Source organism: Nocardioides oleivorans (assembly GCF_004137255.1).
Taxonomy (GTDB): domain Bacteria; phylum Actinomycetota; class Actinomycetes; order Propionibacteriales; family Nocardioidaceae; genus Nocardioides; species Nocardioides oleivorans.
The window spans coordinates 2,704,551-2,722,774 of the sequence record NZ_SDWT01000001.1; the positions used below are offsets into that span (position 1 = coordinate 2,704,551).

Here is an 18,224-nt window from a genome sequence, read left to right on the forward strand (position 1 = left end):
GAGGCGTGGAGCTCAGTGGGCGAGCAGGCCGATCCCGAGCGCGCCCATGATCACGGCGATCGCGGAGTCCAGCACGCGCCAGGCGGCGGGGCGGGCGAACAGGCCCCGGAGGAGCCGGGCGCCGAAGCCGAGGCCGAAGAACCAGAGCACGCTCGCCGTCAGGGTGCCGGCCAGGAACCACCAGCGGTCCTCGCCGAAGCTGTTCGCGACGGTGCCGAGCATCAGGACCGCGTCGAGGTAGAAGTGCGGGTTGAGCCAGGTCAGGGCGAGGGTCAGCAGGACGGCGCGCCCCGGGGTCAGGGCAGAGCCCTCGCCGGCGTCGAGCTTGCCGGGCTTCCACGCGCGCATCGCGGCGTGCACGCCGAACGCGATCAGGTAGAGGCCGCCGAGCACCTGGGCGATCGGGAGGACGCCGGGCCAGCGTTCGAGGACCACGCCGAGGCCGGCGACGCCGAGGCTGATCGCGACGACGTCGGAGATCAGGCAGGTCAGCACGATCGGCAGGACCTGTTCGCCACGGATGCCCTGACGCAGGAGGAAGGCGTTCTGGGCGCCGACGGCGACGATGAGAGCGAGTCCGGTGAGGAGACCGGTGAGTGCGACCTGGAACATGTCCACAACTGTAGAAACAATCGGGCCGTCAATCCAGCGAACTATTCTGAGGAATCATTAGGATCTCTTAGTATGAAAGACCTCACTCAGCTGGACCCTGTGGCCCTGCGCACACTGGCGGTCGCCGTGCGTCTCGGCACCTTCGAGTCGGCGGCGCGCGAGCTCCACGTCACGCCGTCCGCGGTGAGCCAGCGGATCAAGGCGCTGGAGACCCGGATCGGCCGCGTGCTGCTCCACCGGGTGAAGCCCCTGGAGCCGACGGAGGCCGGCCTGGTGCTCGTCCGGCTCGCGACCCAGACCGAGCTGCTGGAGCGTGAGGCCGTCTCGGAGCTCGTGGAGGAGGTCGACGACGACTCGACGTCGTACACCTCCCTGCCGATCGCCGTGAACGCCGACGCCCTCTACGGCTGGTTCGTCGACGCGCTGGCCGAGGTGCAGACCCGGCACCGGGTCGTGTTCGAGGTCGTGCGCGAGGACCACACCCGCACGGCCGAGCGGCTGCGGCGCGGGGAGGTGATGGCGGCGATCACGGGGGAGCCGAAGCCGGTGCCCGGCTGCCGGGTGGTGCGGCTGGGTCGGCTCAAGTACGCCGCGGTGGCCACGCGCGAGTTCCACGCGCGCCAGTTCGCCGAGGGCGTCGGCGCGGCGAGCCTCGCCGAGGCACCGATCGTCGCCTTCGACCGCAGCGACTCCCTGCAGCACGACTTCATCCGCCGCGTCACCCGCCGCCACCTCGCGCCGCCGGTGACGTACCTCCCCTCGGTGCGGGAGTTCGACCGCGCCGTGCGGGTGGGGATGGGCTGGGGCCTGCTGCCGGAGTCGGACGTGACCGACGAGCTCGCGCGCGGCGACCTCGTCGAGCTCGTGCCCGGTCGGCGGCCCGAGGTTCCGCTCTACTGGCAGCACTGGCGGCTCGGCTCGTCCCTCGTGGCCGACCTGACCGAGGCCGTGGTCAGCGCTGCCCGCGACTGGATGGTTGCATGAACATTGACGAAGCAGAATGTCGATTCCTCTGACACGGCGTCGGGGCCGTCCCTACGCTCGCGCTGTGCGGGCACCGCGCTCGTCACACTGACCTGATCGAGGAACCCCGTGGCACGCACCCGCAACGCGACCTGGGCCGTCGCTCTCGGCGCCGCCCTGCTCGTCACCGTGACCGGGTGCGGCGGCTCCGGCACCGCCGCGGCCACCAAGACCGAGGACTCCCAGCTCCTGGGGCAGAAGCTCGAGGCCATGGTGGGCCAGGTCGACAAGATGGGCATCATCGAGTGGCACGGCCAGCTGCTCACCAAGAACCCGGACAAGGGCGGCAAGCGGCTCGTCGACCTCGAGGGCCGCTACAGCCCCTCGACCGGCTACAGCCAGCTGTCCGTCGACTCGGTGGTCGACGGCGTCTCCCAGCAGATCGACTACCTCGTGGTCAACGACCGCGCCTACTTCAACAGCGACCTCTGGGGCCCGAACGCCGCGGACTGCTGGGCCGAGGTCACGGGCGACGCCGAGCGCACCTGGGCGCTGCCGACCGACCTCGACCCGACGTGGCCGTTCGCCACCGCGCGCGCGATCTCCGCCGACGGTGACGACGTCTCCGTCGCGATCGGGTTCAAGTCCGTGTCGCCGGGCCTGCCGCGCGGCCTCGTCCCCGCGCTCGCCAACGTCCCCTACGACACCGAGGCAAGCGCCTTCTTCGCGCCCCACGGTCCGCTCATCGAGGTCGGCATCGACGTCAACAGCATGTGGCAGAAGCTGCCGAAGGCCCAGCGCGCCAACATCGACACCCGCAACGCGGGCTGGTGGGCGATGACGCTTCAGGCCTCGCAGGACGACAGCGGCATCAACGCGCCCAAGTACATCTTCGACAACAAGGTCACCGCGCCGAGCCAGTGCAAGCGGGGCTGAGCGCGGTCCGGGCCGGCTAGAGCACCTTCGAGAGGAACGACTGCGTCCGCTCGTGCTGGGGGTCGGCGAGCACCTCGCGCGGGTCGCCCTCCTCGACGATGACGCCGCCGTCCATGAAGACCAGGTTGTCGCCGACCTCGCGCGCGAAGCCCATCTCGTGGGTCACGACCATCATGGTCATGCCCTCCGAGGCCAGGTCCTTCATCACGGCCAGCACGTCACCGACCAGCTCGGGGTCGAGGGCCGACGTGGGCTCGTCGAAGAGCATCATGTCAGGGCTCATCGACAGGGCCCGGGCGATCGCGACGCGTTGCGACTGGCCACCGGAGAGGTGCGCGGGGTAGGCCGACTCCTTCTCGGACAGTCCCACCTTGGCGAGCGTGGCGCGGGCGACCTCGACGGCCTCCTCCTTCTTGCGGGCCTTCACCTTCTCCTGCGCGATGGTGAGGTTGCGCAGGACCGTCATGTGCGGGAAGAGGTTGAACTGCTGGAAGACCATCCCGATGCTCGCGCGGAGCCTGTCGACGTCGGCGTCCCGGTCGGTGATCTCCTCGCCCGCGACGAAGATCTTGCCGCTGGTCGGCGTCTCGAGCATGTTGACGCACCGCAGCAGGGTCGACTTGCCGGAGCCGGAGGGGCCGATCACGCACACGACCTGTCCGGAGCTGACGTGGAAGTCGATGCCCTTGAGCACCTCGTTGGCGCCGAAGTACTTGTGGAGGTCCTGGACGTCGATCGCCGCCGTGGAACGGTCGGTCGGGGTGGTGGGACTGGTCATCAGCGGGCCCTCTCGGCGCGGGCTTCCATGCGGCGCACGACGATCGACAACGGCACCGTGATCAGCAGGTAGCACAGCCCGATCACGATGATCGGGGTCAGGTTGGAGGCGGAGTTCATGCCCTCGCGGCCGAACTTGGTCAGCTCGTAGCCCGACAGCGAGAGCCCGAGGATGTAGACCAGCGAGGAGTCCTTGGTCAGCAGGATCAGCTCGTTGGTCAGCGGCGGGAGGATGATGCGGAACGCCTGCGGGATCACCACGCTGACCATGGCGCGACCGTGCGACATCCCGAGCGAACGGGCGGCCTCCAGCTGGCCCTTCGGGACGGCCTGGATGCCGGCGCGGATCGTCTCGGCCATGTAGGCGCCGCCGACGAGGCCGAGGGCCAGGGTCACGACGCCCAGGTTGCCGAAGGGGATCTCGTAGGCCGGGAAGGCGAGGTTGAAGCCCACGCTGAGCGCGATGAAGACCACCAGTGCGGGCAGGCCGCGGAACAGCTCGATGATGCCGGTCGCGAGCCACCGGTAGGGACCGACGCTGGAGAGCCGCATCAACGCCAGGACCAGGCCGAGCAGCAGGCCGAAGGCGAACCCGCACGCGGTGTAGATCAGCGTGTTCTTCAGCGCGACCGTCAGGACGCGGGGGAACTGCTCCTTGACGAGCTCCCAGTTCCAGAACGCCCGCTGGATCTGCCCCCAGTCGGCGACGAACAAGATGGCGAGCAGCACGACCACGAGGACGGCGTACTGCACGTAGCGCCACCGGGCAGCGCGCTGACGGGGACTGGCCATGGACTCACGTCACCTTCGTCGGGTGGAGGGGGATCGTCACTGCGTGGGCGCGGTGCCGAACCACTTCTCGTAGACCGTGTCGTAGTCGTCGCTGGCGATGGCGTCGTTGATCGCGGTGAGCAGGTCGTCGTTGCCGTCCATCTTCACCGAGAAGCCGTACTCCTCGCCGGTCTCGAACTCGGTGACCACCTCGACGTCGGGGTTCTCGCTGACGAAGTAGTTGAGCAGGCCGTTGTCGTTCACGCCCGCGTCGGTCTTGCCGGTCAGGACCGCCTGCTGCATGAGGGAGGAGTCCTCGAAGGAGATCACCTCGGTGTCCGCCGGTGCGTTCTCCCGGACGTAGTCGGCGCCGGTGGTGCCGTCCTGCACCGCGACCTTCTTGCCGGCCAGGTCCTCCAGGGACGTGATGCCCGACCCGGTCTTGGTCATGAGGGCCTGCGTGGCCGTGAAGTAGGGGTCGGTGAAGTCCATGACGGCAGCCCGCTCGTCGTTGATCGTCATGGCTCCCGCCGCGACGTCGCACTGCCCGGTGTTGAGGGCCTCACCGGTGGTGATGGTCTCCCACGCCACGTCGACGACCTCGGTGTCGAGACCCTCCGCCTCGGCGGCGATCTCGAGGACGCCGGGGTCGAAGCCCACGACCTCGCCTCCCTCGGTGAACTCGAAGGGCTCGTAGGGCAGGTGCGTGCAGATGGTCAGCGTGCCGTCCTTCACGAGCGAGATGCCCGACTCGGTGGTCGTGGTGGTGTCGTCCTTCGCACACCCCGCCGCGACGAGGGCAAGGGCAGCGACGCTGATTCCAGTGGCCAGGCTTCGGGTGAACATGTGCACCACCCTAGACCGCCTCGACCTCCGGCCCGGGCGGCATGATCGGGGCATGCCCACCTACGTCGCCTTCCTGCGCGCGATCAACCTCGGCGCGACGCGCAAGTTCCCCAAGGACGCGATCAGGTCCGCGACCGAGGCGGCCGGCGGGTCAGACGTCGAGACCTACATCAACACCGGCAACGTCCGGCTGACTCACTCCGCCCGGTCGGTCGCCAAGGTGCAGGCCGCGCTCGAGAGGGCGTACGCCGCCGAAGCCGGCTTCGAGGTCCCCACGATCGTCTTCACCACCCGGGACCTGGCGACGCTCACCGCGCGCGGTGACGACCTGCACGACTCCCACGAGGGCGAGGTCGGCAACCACTACGTGACCCTCTACGCGACGGCACCGCCCGCGGCCGCGATCGAGGCCGCGCACGCCCTCGAGCACGACGGCGAGGCCGTCGTCGTGGACGGCCGAGCCGCCTACGTCCTGCTCGACGGCGACATCCACACCTCGAGGCTGCTGGCGAGCAAGGAGTTCAAGGCGCTGGGCCAGGGCACCGCCCGCACGATCAAGGTGCTGCGGACCGTCACCGAGAAGTGGTGCCGGGACTAGGCGATCTCGATGCCGGCGGCCGTCATCTCCGCGAGGGCGGCTGCGGTGGTCGCCTCCGCGACGCCGGCGCACAGCGCCGTCAGCACGCGGGTGTCGAAGCCCTCGCGCGCGCTGTCCAGCGCCGTAGCGCGCACGCAGTGGTCGGTGGCGATGCCGCACACGTCGACCTCGCCGACCCCGCGCGCCCTCAACCAGCCGGCCAGGTCGTCGCCCGACGTCGTACGACCCTCGAAGCCGGAGTAGGCGGCCTCGTGCTCGCCCTTGAAGAACACCTCGTCGAACGGCTGCGGGTCGAGGTTGGGGTGGAAGCCGGCGCCCTCGGTGCCGACCTTGCAGTGCACGGGCCACGAGTCGACGAAGTCGGGCTTCAGCGACCAGTGGTCGCCCGGGTCCACGTGGTGGTCCTTGGTGGCGACCACGACGTCGTACGCCGGTCCGACGTCGGCCCTGGTCGACCACCTGCGCAGCAGGTCGCCGATGTCGGAGGCCACGCGGGCACCACCGGCCACCGCGAGGGACCCGCCCTCGCAGAAGTCGTTCTGGACGTCGACCACGATCAGCGCGCGTGACATTCGTTCAGGCTAGCGAGGTTCGAGGTGGAGCGTCGGGATCGCTGCCTCGCCGGCGGACATCTGGGTGACCGCGCGCGGGAGCTCGGCGAGCGAGCTGCGGTGCCGGGCGCGTGCCTCGTCGAGGGTCGCGCGGCCGATGACCTCACCGCCCTCGACCAGCGGGACGAGCAGTGCGCGGTCGTCGCCGTCGTCCTGGGGTGCCGCGCCGATGCCGATCACCTCGGCCTCGGCGACCCCCGACGACGAGCGGCGGCGCAGGGCGTACTTCCGCCCGCCGATGGAGGCCTTGTCCGTCGACCGCTTCGCCACCGACACCATCTCGCCGTCGTCGCCCTCGCGCGCGACCAGCTTGTAGACGAAGCCGCAGGTCGGGTGGCCCGATCCGGTGACGAGCTGGGTGCCGACCCCGTAGGCGTCGACGGGAGCCGCCGCCAGGGCGGCGATCGCGTGCTCGTCGAGGTCGCTCGTGACGACGATCCGCGTCGAGGTGGCACCGAGGTCGTCGAGCTGCGCACGCACCTCGCGGGCGACCTCGCCCAGGTCGCCGGAGTCGAGCCGGACGGCGCCGAGCCCCGTGCCGGCGACCTCGACGGCGAGGCGCACGGCCTCGGCCACGTCGTAGGTGTCGACCAGCAGCGTGGTGCCGACGCCGAGCGTCTGCACCTGCGCACGGAACGCGTCGGCCTCGGCGTCGTGCAGCAGCGTGAACGAGTGGGCCGCGGTGCCCGTCGAGGGCACGCCGTAGCGGGCACGGGCGGCCAGGTTGCTGCTCGCGTCGAACCCGGCGACGTACGCCGCCCGCGCGGCGGCCACGGCCGCCTCCTCGTGCGTGCGGCGCGAGCCCATCTCGATGCACGGGCGCCCGGCCGCGGCGAGGGTCATCCGCGAGGCGGCGGAGGCGATCGCCGAGTCGTGGTTGTAGATCGACAGGAGCACGGTCTCGAGCAGGACCGCCTCGGCGAACGTGCCCTCGACCACCATCAAGGGGGAGTAGGGGAAGTAGGCCTCGCCCTCGGCGTAGCCCCAGACGTCCCCGGAGAAGCGGTAGGACGCGAGCCAGTCGAGCATGTCGGCGTCGACGACCCCCTCGAGCGCCAAGATCGTCGCCGGGTCGAACCGGAAGTCCTCGATCGCGTCCAGCGCACGGCCCACGCCCGCCACCACGCCGTACCTCCGACCCTGCGGCAGCCGGCGCGGGAAGAGCTCGAATACCGCCCTCCTGCCCGCGGTGCCGGCCTGCCGCGCGGCCTGGACCATGGTGAGCTCGTAGTGGTCGGTCAGGAGTGCCGCAGACGTGCGGGATGGGCCGGTCACGACCCGTACTGTGCCACGATGGTGCTCGTGTCAGCCGCCAGTCCCGTAGAGGTCGAGCCGACCCAGGTTCCCGACGAGATCACCTTCCTGGCCAAGCCGTGGGTGACCCTCGTGTGGGACGACCCGGTGAACCTCATGTCCTATGTCTCCTACGTCTTCCAGAAGTACTTCAAGTACGACAAGGCGAAGGCCGAGAAGCTGATGCTCGAGGTGCACACCGAGGGCAGGACGGTCGTCTCGACCGGCACTCGCGAGGAGATGGAGCGCGACGTGCAGGCCATGCACGAGTACGGCCTGTGGGCCACGATGGAGAAGGCCTCGTAGTGCACCGGTCCCGCATCGCCGTCGTCATGATCGACCACCCCGACGAGTCCTACGACTCGGCCGCCGCCTTCTGGGCCGCCGCCCGGGGGTCCCGCCGCACGCCCAACGACGAGCCCGAGTACGAGTCGCTCGACCGCCTGCCGGGCAACGTCGCGCTCGAGCTGCAGCGCACCGGCAGCGCGACGGCGCCGCGCGTGCACCTCGACCTCGAGACCGATGACGTGGACGCGGAGGTGGCGCGCCTGGAGTCGCTCGGTGCCACGGTCGCGAGCCGGCACGACACCTGGGCCGTCATGGACGACCCCGGTGGCCTGGTCTTCTGCGTCGTGCCCGTCTTCACCGACCAGGACGACTTCGACCGCCACGCGGTGACGTGGGGTGCGCCGTGAGCGGCTTCGAGCGGCACCGGAAGTCCGGCCAGGTCATCGCGACCTTCACCGGCTTCGAGGCCGACCTCCTGCGCTCGCTGGCCTCGCAGATGGTCGAGCTGCTGCGCAACGAGCGCGCCGAGCCGGCCGCACCCGCGGACGACCCGTTCGAGGCGCTGATGGCCGAGTTCTCCGGCGCGACCACGATCCCCGACGACCCGGTGCTCGCGCGCCTGTTCCCGACGGCGTACCCCGACGACGAGGAGGCGGCCTCCGACTTCCGCCGCTTCACCGAGAGCGGGCTCCGCGACGGCAAGGCTGCCGCGTCCGGGCTGATCATCGACACCCTCGAGGACGCCGGGCTGCCGCCCGAGCTCGACGAGGACGGGCTCGTCATCGACGTCGAGCTCACCGTCGGCGAGGCCGAGACGTGGATGCGTGCCTTCACCGACATCCGGCTCGCGCTCGCCTCGCGGCTCGGCATCGAGGCCGACGACGAGGACTACTGGCACTCGCTGCCCGACGACGACCCGCGGGCCCAGGCCCACGACATCTACGAGTGGGTGGGCTACCTCCAGGAGACCGTGGTCGGGGCACTGACCTCGTGAGCGCGTCCCCGTGAGCCCGATCCCCGACTTCGTCGTCGAGATCCGCAAGAAGATCGGGCACGACCCGCTGTGGCTGCCCGGTGTCACGGCGGTCGTGCGCCGCGCCGACCAGGTGCTGCTCGTCCGGCGCTCCGACAACGGGCGCTGGACGCCGGTGACCGGCATCCCCGAGCCCGGCGAGGAGCCCGCGACGTGCGCGGTCCGCGAGGCCCTGGAGGAGACCGGCGTCCGGATCCGGGTCGACCGCCTGGCCTCGACGGCGGTCCACGGCGAGATCCTGCACGTCAACGGTGACCGGGCGAACTACCTCGACCTCACCTTCGCCTGCACCTGGCTCGAGGGGGAGGCGCACGTCGCCGACGACGAGTCCAGCGACGTGCGGTGGTGGCCGCTCTCCGGCCTGCCTCCGATGAGCGAGGAGATGCTCGCCCGCATCGAGGCCGCGCTCAGCAGCGAGCGCGAGGCACGCTTCGCCGTCCCTCCGGGCCAGGACGACGTGGAGCCGCCCCCGGTGCTCGCACCTCCCGCGCCGGTGCTCGGCGTGGACGCCTGCCCGGGAGGCTGGGTGGGCGTCGTCCTCGACACCGACCTCCGCCCGTGGGTCCGCACGGCCGCCACGATCACCGACCTGCTCGCGCTCGTGCGCGAGACCCACGACGTCCGGGTGGTGGCGATCGACATCCCGATCGGCCTGCCGGACACGGGCGGCCGGCTCGCGGACGCCGAGGCGCGGAAGGTGCTCGTCGGCAAGGCGTCGTCGATCTTCTCCACGCCCGTGCGCGCCGCGCTGGAGGCCGGGACCTACGAGGCCGGCCGCGCGGCCAACCTCGCCGCGACCGACGGTCGCACGAGCGTCAGCGCCCAGGCGTACGCCCTGCGCGAGAAGGTCCTCCAGGTCGACGCCTGGGTCCGCGGGCGTCCCGGCGCGCCCGTGATCGAGGTCCACCCCGAGGTCAGCTTCACGCGGATGGCCGGTCGGCCGCTGCTCGAGAGGAAGAAGGACGCCGACGGGGTGCGCGTACGACGCGAGGTGCTCGCCGCGCACGGGATCGTCGCGCCGCCGTGGTTCCGCGGCGCCGGGTTCGGCGAGGACGACCTGCTGGACGCGTGCGCGACCGCCTGGACGGCCGTGCGCCACGCGCTCGGGGTCTCCGAGTCGTTCCCGTCGACGCCCGAGGTCTTCTCCGACGGGATCCCCGCGGCGATCTGGGCCTAGCCCGAGTGCGTCAGCACCCCGTAGCGCTCGCGCGAGGCGAGCGCCCAGCGCGAGACGGGCACCGACACCAGCGCGACGGCGAGCATCAGCGCGCCGAGGACGAGCCACCCGGTCTCGCCCATCTGGACGCAGAGCAGCGTCACGACGGGCGGCGCGACGACGGCCACCACGCTGAAGCCGAGGCCGGCGAAACCCTGGTACTGGCCCTGGCGCTCGTGCGGGGCGAGGCCCATCTGCAGGCCCCACTGGCCCCCGGAGCCGATCATCTCGCCGACGACGTGGGCGAGCGAGCCGAGGACGAGCACGGTGATGGCGAACGAGGCGTCGCCGCGGTCGGCGAGCGAGATGATCGCGAAGCCCACGGCCATCCAGACCGCACCCCGCACCAAGGCCCTGGCTCCCGCCTCGACCGAGTCCGCGCGGCGGGAGAGCCGGACCTGGAAGATCGCGACGCAGGCCGTGTTGAGGATGAGCAGGATCGCGACCATCACCGGCGGCGCCGACGTCCGCTCGGAGATGTAGAGCGCGAGACCCAGCTCCATCACGAAGAAGTGCAGCGAGAACAGGCCGGTCAGCGCGACGACCACGACGTAGGGCCAGTCGCGCAGGACCGCCAGGCGCGGCTCGCCCTCGCCCCGGACGTACGCCGGCAGGTCGGGCAGGCGGGTCGTGTTCCAGGCCGCGAAGCCCGTGAAGACCGCGTTGATCACGAAGACCGAGACGTAGGCCCACGACTGGTCGATCACCAGCGCGGCGCCGCCGAAGACCGAGCCGAGGCCGATCGCGGTGTTGGTGACCGCCCGCAGGTAGGCCTTGAAGAGCACGCCGCGCCCGCCGGTGGCGAGCTGCGCGATGACGCCCTGCTGGACCGAGCCCGCCGACCGCTCGAAGAGGGCGAGCAGGCCGAGCAGCAGCGCCAGCTGCCACGGCGTACGGGCGAGGACGGGCAGGGCGCTGGTGAGCGCCGCGCCGACCATGAAGACGGTGAGCGCCTTGCGCGGGCCCCGGCTGTCGCCGAGGTGGCCGGCCGGCACCTGGACGAGGATCCCGACGATCGCCGACGTGGCCATCGCGAAGGCGACCTCGGCGGGGGAGAAGCCGACCTGTCGCGTGAAGTAGAGGGCGCTGGTGGTCATCACCGCACCGGCGCCGAACCGGTTGGCGAAGGAGCCGAGGGCCAGCACCCGCAGGTCGCGCTCGACGGGGATGCCCCGCCGGGTCAGTGGTGCCGTCGTCTCGCTCAGCGACATGGGGTCCTTCCGCACAACCTGCACAAAGTCTCTCGACGTCGAGACTATGTCCTGAGACGTGGACGGGTCACCTCGTTTTCCGACCTACCCTTGCCACGTGCTGAGCATCACCCAGGAGACGTACGACGCCATCGTGGCGCACGCCAAGCGCGACCACCCCGACGAGGCGTGCGGCGTCGTGGCGGGGCCGGAGGGCAGCGATCGTCCGGAGCGCTTCGTGCCGATGGTCAACGCCGCCAGCAGCCCGACCTTCTACGAGTTCGACTCGACCGAGCTCCTCCGGCTCTACCGGGACATGGACGCCCGCGACGAGGAGCCGGTGGTCGTCTACCACTCCCACACCGCCACCGAGGCCTACCCCAGCCGCACCGACATCGGCCTGGCCAGCGAGCCGCACGCGCACTACGTGCTGGTCAGCACACGCGACTGCTTCGACGAGCGCGGGGGGAATACTGGGGGTCCTGTGGAGTTCAGGTCCTACAGAATCATCGACGGAGTCGTGACCGAGGAAGAGGTCACGATCACGCCTACAGAGAAGAGCACCCCCTGATGGCCATCGAGGTCCGGATCCCGACCATCCTGCGCACCTACACCGACGGCGCCAAGTCCGTCGAGGGCGCCGGCGGCACCCTGTCCGCGCTCATCGACGACCTCGAGGCCAACCACCCCGGCATCAAGGACCGCCTGATCGACAACGGCGACCTGCGCCGCTTCGTCAACGTCTACATCAACGACGAGGACGTCCGCTTCATCGGCAGCCTCGAGGCCGAGCTCTCCGACGGCGACCAGGTCGTCGTGCTCCCCGCCGTCGCCGGCGGCTGAGCCGGGCGCATGCGCTTCGACAGCCTGCTGGACTCGGTCGGCGGCACGCCCCTCGTCGGGCTGCCGCGGCTCTCCCCGAGCCCTGACGTCCGGATCTGGGCCAAGCTGGAGGACCGCAACCCGACCGGGTCCATCAAGGACCGGCCCGCGCTGAAGATGATCGAGCAGGCGGAGAAGGACCGCACGCTCCGCCCCGGCTGCACGATCCTCGAGCCGACGAGCGGCAACACCGGCATCTCGCTGGCGATGGCCGCCAAGCTCAAGGGCTACCGGATCGTCTGCGTGATGCCCGAGAACACCTCGGAGGAGCGGCGCCAGCTGCTGCGGATGTGGGGCGCCGAGATCGTCTCCTCGCCGGCCGCCGGCGGCTCCAACGAGGCGGTGCGCGTCGCCAAGAAGATCGCCGGGGAGCACCCCGACTGGGTGATGCTCTACCAGTACGGCAACGACGCCAACGCCCTCGCGCACGAGGAGGGCACCGGCCCCGAGCTCCTCGCCGACCTCCCCGGGATCACCCACTTCGTCGCGGGCCTCGGCACCACCGGCACGCTGATGGGCGTCTCCCGCTTCTTCCGCAAGACCAAGCCCGACGTGCGGATCGTGGCCGCCGAGCCGCGCTACGGCGAGCTCGTCTACGGCCTGCGCAACCTCGACGAGGGCTTCGTGCCGGAGCTCTACGACGCCTCGCTGATCGACTCCCGCTTCAGCGTCGGCCCGCGCGACGCCGTGCGCCGTGTGCGTGAGCTGCTCGAGATGGAGGGCATCTTCGCCGGCATCTCGACCGGCGCGATCCTGCACGCCGCCCTCGGCCAGGCAGCCAAGGCGGTCAAGGCCGGCGAGCGCGCCGACATCGCGTTCGTGGTGTGCGACGGCGGCTGGAAGTACCTCTCCACCGGCGCTTACGAAGGCACCGTCGACGAGGCAGAAGACCGCCTCGACGGCCAGCTCTGGGCCTGACCCCCACCTCGCCGCTGGTCGGGCAGCGAGTCGCCCGCGCCGGCCGCTGGTTGAGCAGGGCGCCCAGCGCCGGCCGCTGGTTGAGCAGCGAGCGCCAGCGAGCGTGTCGAAACCAAGGCCACACCCGCCGTCTTCGTTGGTCGAGGGAGGCGCCCCGGCGCCCGTCACGAGACCAGCCCGTTCTTGACCGAACCTCGCACCTCCGGCCCTGATCACTGTCGGACCTCACACCTACAATCGAACACATGAGCGAAGCGCTGGCAGTGGTCTCGGAGGTGGAGGTCGACGACCTCACCGCCTCGGCCCTGCTCGCCTCGATCAAGGCTTCCCGCGACACCGAGAACGCTGAAGCTGCACGCCAGCTCGATCTCGCCGCCCGGTGGGCCGATCTCCACCCACCGGAGTCGATCCACCTCGCCGCCGCGTTCACCACAGCCGGGTCCGAGCACGAAGAACCCATTGCGGGCGACGGCTGCCCGCCCGTGGCGGAGTTCTGTGTGGCCGAGCTCGGCGCCGTCCTCGGCATCTCCACCACCTCTGCGAAGAAGCTCCTCGGGCACGCCCTCGAGCTCCGCCACCGCCTTCCCCGACTGTGGCGCCAGGTCCAGGGTGGTGCGGTGCCGGCGTGGCGGGCTCGGTCGGTCGCGGAAGCGACCATCCACTCGGTGCCTTCGCTGACTCGTGAGGCCGCGAGCTGGGTCGACGACCAGGTCGCTGCCGTCGCCGGACGAGTCGGTGTCGCGCAGCTCGACCGCCTCGTCGCCGAAGCCATCAAGAAGTACGACCTCGCCACCCCTGATCCCGCGGCTGATCCAGAAGACGGCTACCTCCACGTCGACCCCCGCCACGTCACCGTCCACGACCAAGACGTCCACTTCGCCGGCACCGTCCACGTCGAGGCCGACCTCGACCTCGCCGACGGCATCGACCTCGACCACGCCCTCAGCCGTGACGCAGCCACGCAGAAAGCCCTCGGCTCCACCGAGTCGTTGAACGTCCGGCGGGCCAGGGCTCTCGGCAACCTCGCGAGGACGCAGACCGCCCTCGACCTGTTCCAGGCGCGCGGCGGCGCGACGACCGCCACCTCCGGTGACGACCTCCCCGCCGCGCGGGAGGTCGTGCTCCATGCCCACTTCGACGCCACGCTCACCGGCGATGGCACGGTCTTCGGTCCGACCGGACGGTTGGAGAACCGGCAGAAGCTCCTCCTCCTCGAGCAGCTCCAGGCCTGGTGCGGCGACAGCCAGACGAAGGTGACGATCAAGCCGGTCATCGACCTCAACCAGAACCTGAGCGCGCCCGGCTACGAGATCCCCGCCAGGATCCGCGAACACGTCATCCTCCGCGACAAGACCTGCGTCTTCCCGCACTGCACCAGGCCAGCCCGACGTTGCGACATCGACCACGTCATCGAGTACGACCACCACGCCCACGCAGACGGCCGGCTACAACCAGGACCGACGCAGTCCGACAACCTCGCCTGCCTCTGCCGCTCCCACCACCGCCTCAAGACCTTCACCACCTGGCACTACGACATGCCCCAGCCAGGGATCGTCGAATGGACCAGCCCACACGGCCACCGATTCAGGCGCGACAGGTCAGGCACCACCCCGATCCACCCGGTCAACCCGGTCAACCCGGTCAACCCGGTCAACCCGGTCAACCCGGTCAACCCGGTCAACCCGGTCAACCCGGTCGAGCACGAGCCACCCGCACGACCATGACCCCGCCCCACACCCCGCCTGACCACAGGTAGGCGGGGACGCAAGTGCGTCCGTCATCTCGTCGATGCCTGCGGGAAGTCTCCTGGCAGCCGAGCACCGGACGCTTCCGCCACGGACGGCGTGCGGGCGTGGGTGCTCGAGCCGGGTCAGGACGGGGAGCAGTTGCGTCGCCGCCGGACATTGCGAATCTCGCGCAGGGCCAGGGCAGTGTCCATGCCCGAAGTCTCCGAGGCCTACTCCGGCGCCATCGCCACGTCGAGCGCCGCGAGGCGGACGTCCGGGTCGGGGTGCGCCCGCAGCGCCTGCACGTGCGCGCGCACGGCTTCCGACCAGCCCTCGGTCGCGCCCGCCGCGGCGGCGATCGCGACGGCGACGAGCCCGCGGGCGAGACCGTCGTGGGGACGGAGGTCGTCGAGCAGCGGCGCGGCGGTTCCGGGGGGCAGGCGATCCGGTGCTCCGGCCAGCGAGTCGGCCACGGCGCGCTGGGCGGCATGGGCCAGCAACGGCCGGTCCGCGAGCACGCAGATGCGCTCCAGGTCGGCCACGCCGGGCTGGTCGAGCGCGGCGGCGTGCAGCACCAGGGCCGCGTCAGGACGGGCCTGCTCGAGGGCCTGGCCGAGCGCGCCCGCACGCCTGCGCCGGTCGGGGTGACGTGCCGCGGCGGCGCAGGTCGCGCCGACGAGCTCGGAGAGCCGCTGGCGTGCCGGACGGTCGCGTGAGGGACCGTCGAGGGAGCCGTCGTCGACGGTGACGAGGGATCGCGCCGTCCTGACCAGGGGGTCGGCGGAGCCGATCAGCGCGGACCCCTCCACGAGTGCGGTCGACGCCGCCCGCCACAGCGCCGTGCGGGTCAGGTCGGCGACCGTCGCGACCAGGTCGTTGACGGCGTCCGGACGCCAGGGGAGCCAGGCGGCCAGCGCCCTGAGCCCGAGCCGCGCCGTGTCGGGGTCGTCCGCACCGGCGACGAGGTGGACGAGCGCGGCGTACGGCTCCCGGTGTCGCCCGGCCACGGTGCCGACCGGCAGGTGCAGCAGGGCCGTGGCGACCTCGGGCGTGACGGCTGCACGCTCGAGGACCTCCCAGGCGGCCGGGTCGTCGAGGTGCAGGCGCGCCGCTGCGGCGACCGCGCGTCGTACGTCGCGGTGCTGGTCCGGTGCGGACCACACCTCGAGCAGCAACGGGGCCGCGCCGGGGACCCGGTGCTCGGCCAGCAGGCGCACGGCCTCCTTGCGCGAGGTCACCTTCGAGCCCTCCAGCAGCGACCGTGCGGCCGCGAGCGCCGCGTCGGGCGCGACGAGGCGGATCGCCCGCGTGATCGCGGGCACGGCGACGCGGGCGCGGTCGGTCGCCGCCAGTGCGAGCAGGTGGGGGAGGACGGCGGCGGGATCGTCGCTGCGGGACAGGCCCGCGACGGCAGCCTCGGCGACCGCCACCTCGGCGTCGTCCGCCAGGGACAGCAGGACCGTCGCGTCGGCGCCCGACCCGGCGAGGGACCGGACCGCCGAGGCCCGCTCCCACGCCGGGAGCCGTCCCGACGTCGCGATCGACGTGAGCAGCTTCGTTTGCGCCGCGACCTGACGCGGCAGCCAGCGGTCCGAGCAGCCGTCGAAGGCCGGCACGAACCGCACCCCGCGCTCGAGGAACCGACCGTGCATCGAGCGGCGCAGCACGTCGTCGAGCAGGTCGGTCCGGCGCCACCCCACGACGCGGGCGACCTCGTGGAAGGTGATGGTGGAGCGGTCCCCGCGCAGCACCGCAGCCACCCGCTCGTCGCGGGTCGGGGGCGGGTCCAGCCACAGCGAGACCGCACGCCGGACGATCGCGTCGTCCTTCGCGCCACGCGCGCGATCGACGTACGCCTGGAGCTGGGGCAGGTCCCACGCCCGGCGGCCCAGCCCCTGCGCGAGCGCCAGTGCGACGCCGAAGTCGCCCCGCGCGGCGTCCGCCTCGATGCGGGGTGCCAGGCTCGCCAGCACGGCGCGCTCCGCCCCGCGCGGCAGGTCGCGACCGATGCCGTGGAGGTCGACCGCGGCACCGTGCGCCGCGAGGAGCCGGAGTCCGTCCAGCGCGGCCTGCAGGAGGTCGCGCTTCCCCGCCACCGCGCCCTCACGCAGCAGTCGGTCGCACAGCGCCCGGATCGCCGAGCGGGTCCCCCAGGAGCAGTCGCGTGCCTCGGCCGCGTCGCGCACCAGCCGGGTGACGACGGGCGCGTCCCGGTCAGTGAACAGCCACGGGGGAGCGGACGCGAGCCCAGCGAGGACGGCGTACCGCACGGGGTCCTGGTCGTTGCGGAACCGGTCGAGGCCACCGATGAAGTCGCTCCAGGTCGCGGCGTCCCGGCTGCCCGCCGCAGCGCGCGTGGCTGCGGTCCACGCCATGGCTCGGGCGTCGGCGTCGGGCCTCCGGGTCGCCTCGAGGAGGGTGTCCCGTGCCTCTGACCAGGCGAGACGAGCGGTGACCTCGAGACGCTGGTCGGGGTCGTCGGCGACGCTGGGGAACGCCAGCAGCCGACTCGCCTCCTCGTGGCGCGCCCGGACGGGGAGCAGGTCGATCGCAGCGAGCGCCTGCCAGAGACGGGACGGCTCCGGCCCGCGCTCGCCCACCACGCCGCGGTGGACCGCGACGCGCTCGGAGGGCGGCAGCGCACGGAGCAGGTCGGGGAGCCGGCCGTCGGGTTCCAGCGTCCGGCCGAGGACGACCAGGTCGTCGGTGCCCACACCAGCCAGGGCCCGGAGCGTCCTGCGTCGCAGTGGCGGGCGTCCCCGGTGGCGGGGATCGGCGACCAGCCTGACGAACCTGGCGGCGTCGGAGCGGGCGAGGGCTCCGGTCCTGCCGAGGAGGGCGTGGGGGAGACCGGTGTGCGGCAGCGACCGCTCGAGCAGTCCGAGGACCCGCCCGGGGTCGGCCGGCACCGCAGCCGCGACGGCCGGCCCGACCTGTGCCCAGGTCCGCGCCCAGAGGGCCACGGGCTCCGCGTCCAGGCGCTCCTCGACGTAGGCCAGCACCACGTCCGGGTGCCGCCGGCCCAGGGCGGCCCAGCTGGCGACCGCGTGGTCCAGGCCCGGCAGCAGCGCGGCCACGCGATCGTGGTCCAGCGCCGGGAGGAGGGCAGCGGCCTCGCGGTCGCCGAAGCGCTCGAGGACGAGCGCGAGGACCCGCTCGCCCAGCTCCGCCGGCGGGCGCCTGCGCAGCGCCCGGTAGAGGACCGTGCGGTGCGCCGCAGGCAGGTCCGGGACACGCGCGAGCAACGCGTCCGGGGCGAGGTCCAGCGCCACGAAGGCTGCGATCGCCCGGGCCCGGACGGACGGTTCGGGGGCGTCGAGGCATCGCGCGACGCAGGCCGCGTCACCTGCCACCACCGCGATCTGGAGGGCCAGGCGTCTCCCGAAGGCGTCCTGCGTCATCAGCTCGTCGAGGAGGACCGGCAGCTCCGCGGTGCCGGCGAGCCGCCGGGCCGTTCCGGCGAGCACGCGCTGGCGCTCGGGGTAGGAGAGCCGATCGATCTGCTGGAGGAGTCTCGCGGCGGTGGTCACGAGACGCATTCTGCCGCGAGCCCTAGGCTCGGC

Annotated in this window: 19 protein-coding genes; 11 read left to right on the forward strand and 8 right to left on the reverse strand. The window is 71.9% G+C overall.

All coding sequences use genetic code 11. From position 1 onward, the window contains the following. Positions 1–12: 12 nt before the first annotated feature. Entirely contained in the window at positions 13–612 is a 600-nt protein-coding gene (locus EUA93_RS12925; RefSeq protein WP_129400511.1) for a LysE/ArgO family amino acid transporter, read from the reverse strand. A gap of 72 nt (positions 613–684) precedes the next feature. On the opposite strand from EUA93_RS12925, the gene EUA93_RS12930 reads away from it, so the two are divergent. Both EUA93_RS12930 and EUA93_RS12935 read left to right on the forward strand, forming a co-directional pair. Continuing rightward, entirely contained in the window at positions 685–1,596 is a 912-nt protein-coding gene (locus tag EUA93_RS12930; protein WP_129400512.1) for a LysR family transcriptional regulator ArgP, read from the forward strand. Between the two features lie 108 nt (positions 1,597–1,704). Further along, positions 1,705–2,511, forward strand: coding sequence for a hypothetical protein (locus EUA93_RS12935; RefSeq protein WP_129400513.1), 807 nt, complete (start codon positions 1,705–1,707; stop codon positions 2,509–2,511). Between the two features lie 16 nt (positions 2,512–2,527). Here EUA93_RS12935 and EUA93_RS12940 read toward each other — a convergent pair whose 3' ends face one another. Genes EUA93_RS12940 through EUA93_RS12950 form a run of 3 tightly spaced genes read right to left on the reverse strand, consistent with a single transcriptional unit; the run spans position 2,528 to position 4,905 of the window. Further along, a complete protein-coding gene (locus EUA93_RS12940; protein ID WP_129400514.1) occupies positions 2,528–3,289 on the reverse strand; it encodes an amino acid ABC transporter ATP-binding protein in 762 nt (253 codons plus the stop codon). Then, entirely contained in the window at positions 3,289–4,080 is a 792-nt protein-coding gene (locus EUA93_RS12945) for an amino acid ABC transporter permease (RefSeq protein WP_129400515.1), read from the reverse strand. The genes EUA93_RS12940 and EUA93_RS12945 overlap by 1 nt, the downstream gene beginning before the upstream one ends. 36 nt (positions 4,081–4,116) lie before the next feature. Then, entirely contained in the window at positions 4,117–4,905 is a 789-nt protein-coding gene (locus EUA93_RS12950; RefSeq protein WP_129400516.1) for a transporter substrate-binding domain-containing protein, read from the reverse strand. 52 nt (positions 4,906–4,957) lie between these two features. Between EUA93_RS12950 and EUA93_RS12955 the strand changes: the two genes are divergently transcribed. Beyond that, a complete protein-coding gene (locus tag EUA93_RS12955) occupies positions 4,958–5,503 on the forward strand; it encodes a DUF1697 domain-containing protein (protein ID WP_129400517.1) in 546 nt (181 codons plus the stop codon). Here EUA93_RS12955 and EUA93_RS12960 read toward each other — a convergent pair. Both EUA93_RS12960 and EUA93_RS12965 read right to left on the reverse strand, forming a co-directional pair. After that, positions 5,500–6,075 carry an isochorismatase family protein gene (locus EUA93_RS12960; RefSeq protein ID WP_129400518.1) on the reverse strand — a complete coding sequence of 192 codons (576 nt, stop codon included), beginning with the start codon at positions 6,073–6,075 and terminating at the stop codon, positions 5,500–5,502. The two genes, EUA93_RS12955 and EUA93_RS12960, sit on opposite strands and share 4 nt — an antisense overlap. Positions 6,076–6,084: 9 nt before the next feature. Then, the gene (locus EUA93_RS12965) at positions 6,085–7,389 is read right to left on the reverse strand and encodes a nicotinate phosphoribosyltransferase (protein WP_275937877.1); all 1,305 of its coding nucleotides are present in this window, start codon (positions 7,387–7,389) and stop codon (positions 6,085–6,087) included. Positions 7,390–7,407: 18 nt separating this feature from the next. On the opposite strand from EUA93_RS12965, the gene clpS reads away from it, so the two are divergent. Genes clpS through EUA93_RS21610 form a run of 4 tightly spaced genes read left to right on the forward strand, consistent with a single transcriptional unit; the run spans position 7,408 to position 9,905 of the window. Then, on the forward strand, positions 7,408–7,713 hold the full coding sequence (clpS, locus tag EUA93_RS12970; RefSeq protein ID WP_129400519.1) for an ATP-dependent Clp protease adapter ClpS: 306 nt from the start codon (positions 7,408–7,410) through the stop codon (positions 7,711–7,713). Continuing rightward, positions 7,713–8,102, forward strand: coding sequence for a VOC family protein (locus tag EUA93_RS12975; RefSeq protein WP_242497358.1), 390 nt, complete (start codon positions 7,713–7,715; stop codon positions 8,100–8,102). The genes clpS and EUA93_RS12975 overlap by 1 nt, the downstream gene beginning before the upstream one ends. Then, positions 8,099–8,689, forward strand: coding sequence for a DUF2017 domain-containing protein (locus EUA93_RS12980; RefSeq protein ID WP_129400520.1), 591 nt, complete (start codon positions 8,099–8,101; stop codon positions 8,687–8,689). The genes EUA93_RS12975 and EUA93_RS12980 overlap by 4 nt, the downstream gene beginning before the upstream one ends. 10 nt (positions 8,690–8,699) lie before the next feature. Continuing rightward, on the forward strand, positions 8,700–9,905 hold the full coding sequence (locus EUA93_RS21610) for a DUF429 domain-containing protein (protein ID WP_165355154.1): 1,206 nt from the start codon (positions 8,700–8,702) through the stop codon (positions 9,903–9,905). Here EUA93_RS21610 and EUA93_RS12990 read toward each other — a convergent pair. Next, positions 9,902–11,155, reverse strand: coding sequence for an MFS transporter (locus EUA93_RS12990; protein ID WP_129400521.1), 1,254 nt, complete (start codon positions 11,153–11,155; stop codon positions 9,902–9,904). The genes EUA93_RS21610 and EUA93_RS12990 overlap by 4 nt on opposite strands. A gap of 97 nt (positions 11,156–11,252) precedes the next feature. Between EUA93_RS12990 and EUA93_RS12995 the strand changes: the two genes are divergently transcribed. The 4 genes from EUA93_RS12995 (at position 11,253) to EUA93_RS13010 (ending at position 14,658) form a co-directional block, all read left to right on the forward strand. After that, positions 11,253–11,705 (forward strand): M67 family metallopeptidase, encoded by a 453-nt coding sequence (locus EUA93_RS12995; RefSeq protein WP_129400522.1) that lies wholly within the window; start codon positions 11,253–11,255, stop codon positions 11,703–11,705. Then, positions 11,705–11,977: a MoaD/ThiS family protein gene (locus EUA93_RS13000; RefSeq protein WP_129400523.1), complete on the forward strand. Its 273-nt coding sequence runs from the start codon at positions 11,705–11,707 to the stop codon at positions 11,975–11,977. Before EUA93_RS12995 ends, EUA93_RS13000 begins: the two co-directional genes overlap by 1 nt. 9 nt (positions 11,978–11,986) lie before the next feature. Beyond that, positions 11,987–12,934, forward strand: a complete 948-nt coding sequence (locus tag EUA93_RS13005) for a PLP-dependent cysteine synthase family protein (RefSeq protein WP_129400524.1) — start codon at positions 11,987–11,989, stop codon at positions 12,932–12,934. Between the two features lie 245 nt (positions 12,935–13,179). Then, positions 13,180–14,658: an HNH endonuclease signature motif containing protein gene (locus EUA93_RS13010; protein ID WP_129400525.1), complete on the forward strand. Its 1,479-nt coding sequence runs from the start codon at positions 13,180–13,182 to the stop codon at positions 14,656–14,658. A 233-nt stretch (positions 14,659–14,891) separates the two neighbouring features. On the opposite strand, the gene EUA93_RS13015 is transcribed toward EUA93_RS13010, so the two are convergent. Beyond that, positions 14,892–18,191, reverse strand: a complete 3,300-nt coding sequence (locus EUA93_RS13015; protein ID WP_129400526.1) for a hypothetical protein — start codon at positions 18,189–18,191, stop codon at positions 14,892–14,894. Positions 18,192–18,224: the final 33 nt, after the last annotated feature.

Coding starts and splice junctions, on each gene's coding strand:
- EUA93_RS12925 (WP_129400511.1), bottom strand. CDS start 612: ATGTTCCAGGTCGCACTCACCGGTCTCCTCACCGGACTCGCTCTCATC.
- EUA93_RS12930 (WP_129400512.1), top strand. CDS start 685: ATGAAAGACCTCACTCAGCTGGACCCTGTGGCCCTGCGCACACTGGCG.
- EUA93_RS12940 (WP_129400514.1), bottom strand. CDS start 3,289: ATGACCAGTCCCACCACCCCGACCGACCGTTCCACGGCGGCGATCGAC.
- EUA93_RS12945 (WP_129400515.1), bottom strand. CDS start 4,080: ATGGCCAGTCCCCGTCAGCGCGCTGCCCGGTGGCGCTACGTGCAGTAC.
- EUA93_RS12950 (WP_129400516.1), bottom strand. CDS start 4,905: ATGTTCACCCGAAGCCTGGCCACTGGAATCAGCGTCGCTGCCCTTGCC.
- EUA93_RS12955 (WP_129400517.1), top strand. CDS start 4,958: ATGCCCACCTACGTCGCCTTCCTGCGCGCGATCAACCTCGGCGCGACG.
- EUA93_RS12960 (WP_129400518.1), bottom strand. CDS start 6,075: ATGTCACGCGCGCTGATCGTGGTCGACGTCCAGAACGACTTCTGCGAG.
- clpS (WP_129400519.1), top strand. CDS start 7,408: ATGGTGCTCGTGTCAGCCGCCAGTCCCGTAGAGGTCGAGCCGACCCAG.
- EUA93_RS12990 (WP_129400521.1), bottom strand. CDS start 11,155: ATGTCGCTGAGCGAGACGACGGCACCACTGACCCGGCGGGGCATCCCC.
- EUA93_RS13000 (WP_129400523.1), top strand. CDS start 11,705: ATGGCCATCGAGGTCCGGATCCCGACCATCCTGCGCACCTACACCGAC.
- EUA93_RS13005 (WP_129400524.1), top strand. CDS start 11,987: ATGCGCTTCGACAGCCTGCTGGACTCGGTCGGCGGCACGCCCCTCGTC.
- EUA93_RS13010 (WP_129400525.1), top strand. CDS start 13,180: ATGAGCGAAGCGCTGGCAGTGGTCTCGGAGGTGGAGGTCGACGACCTC.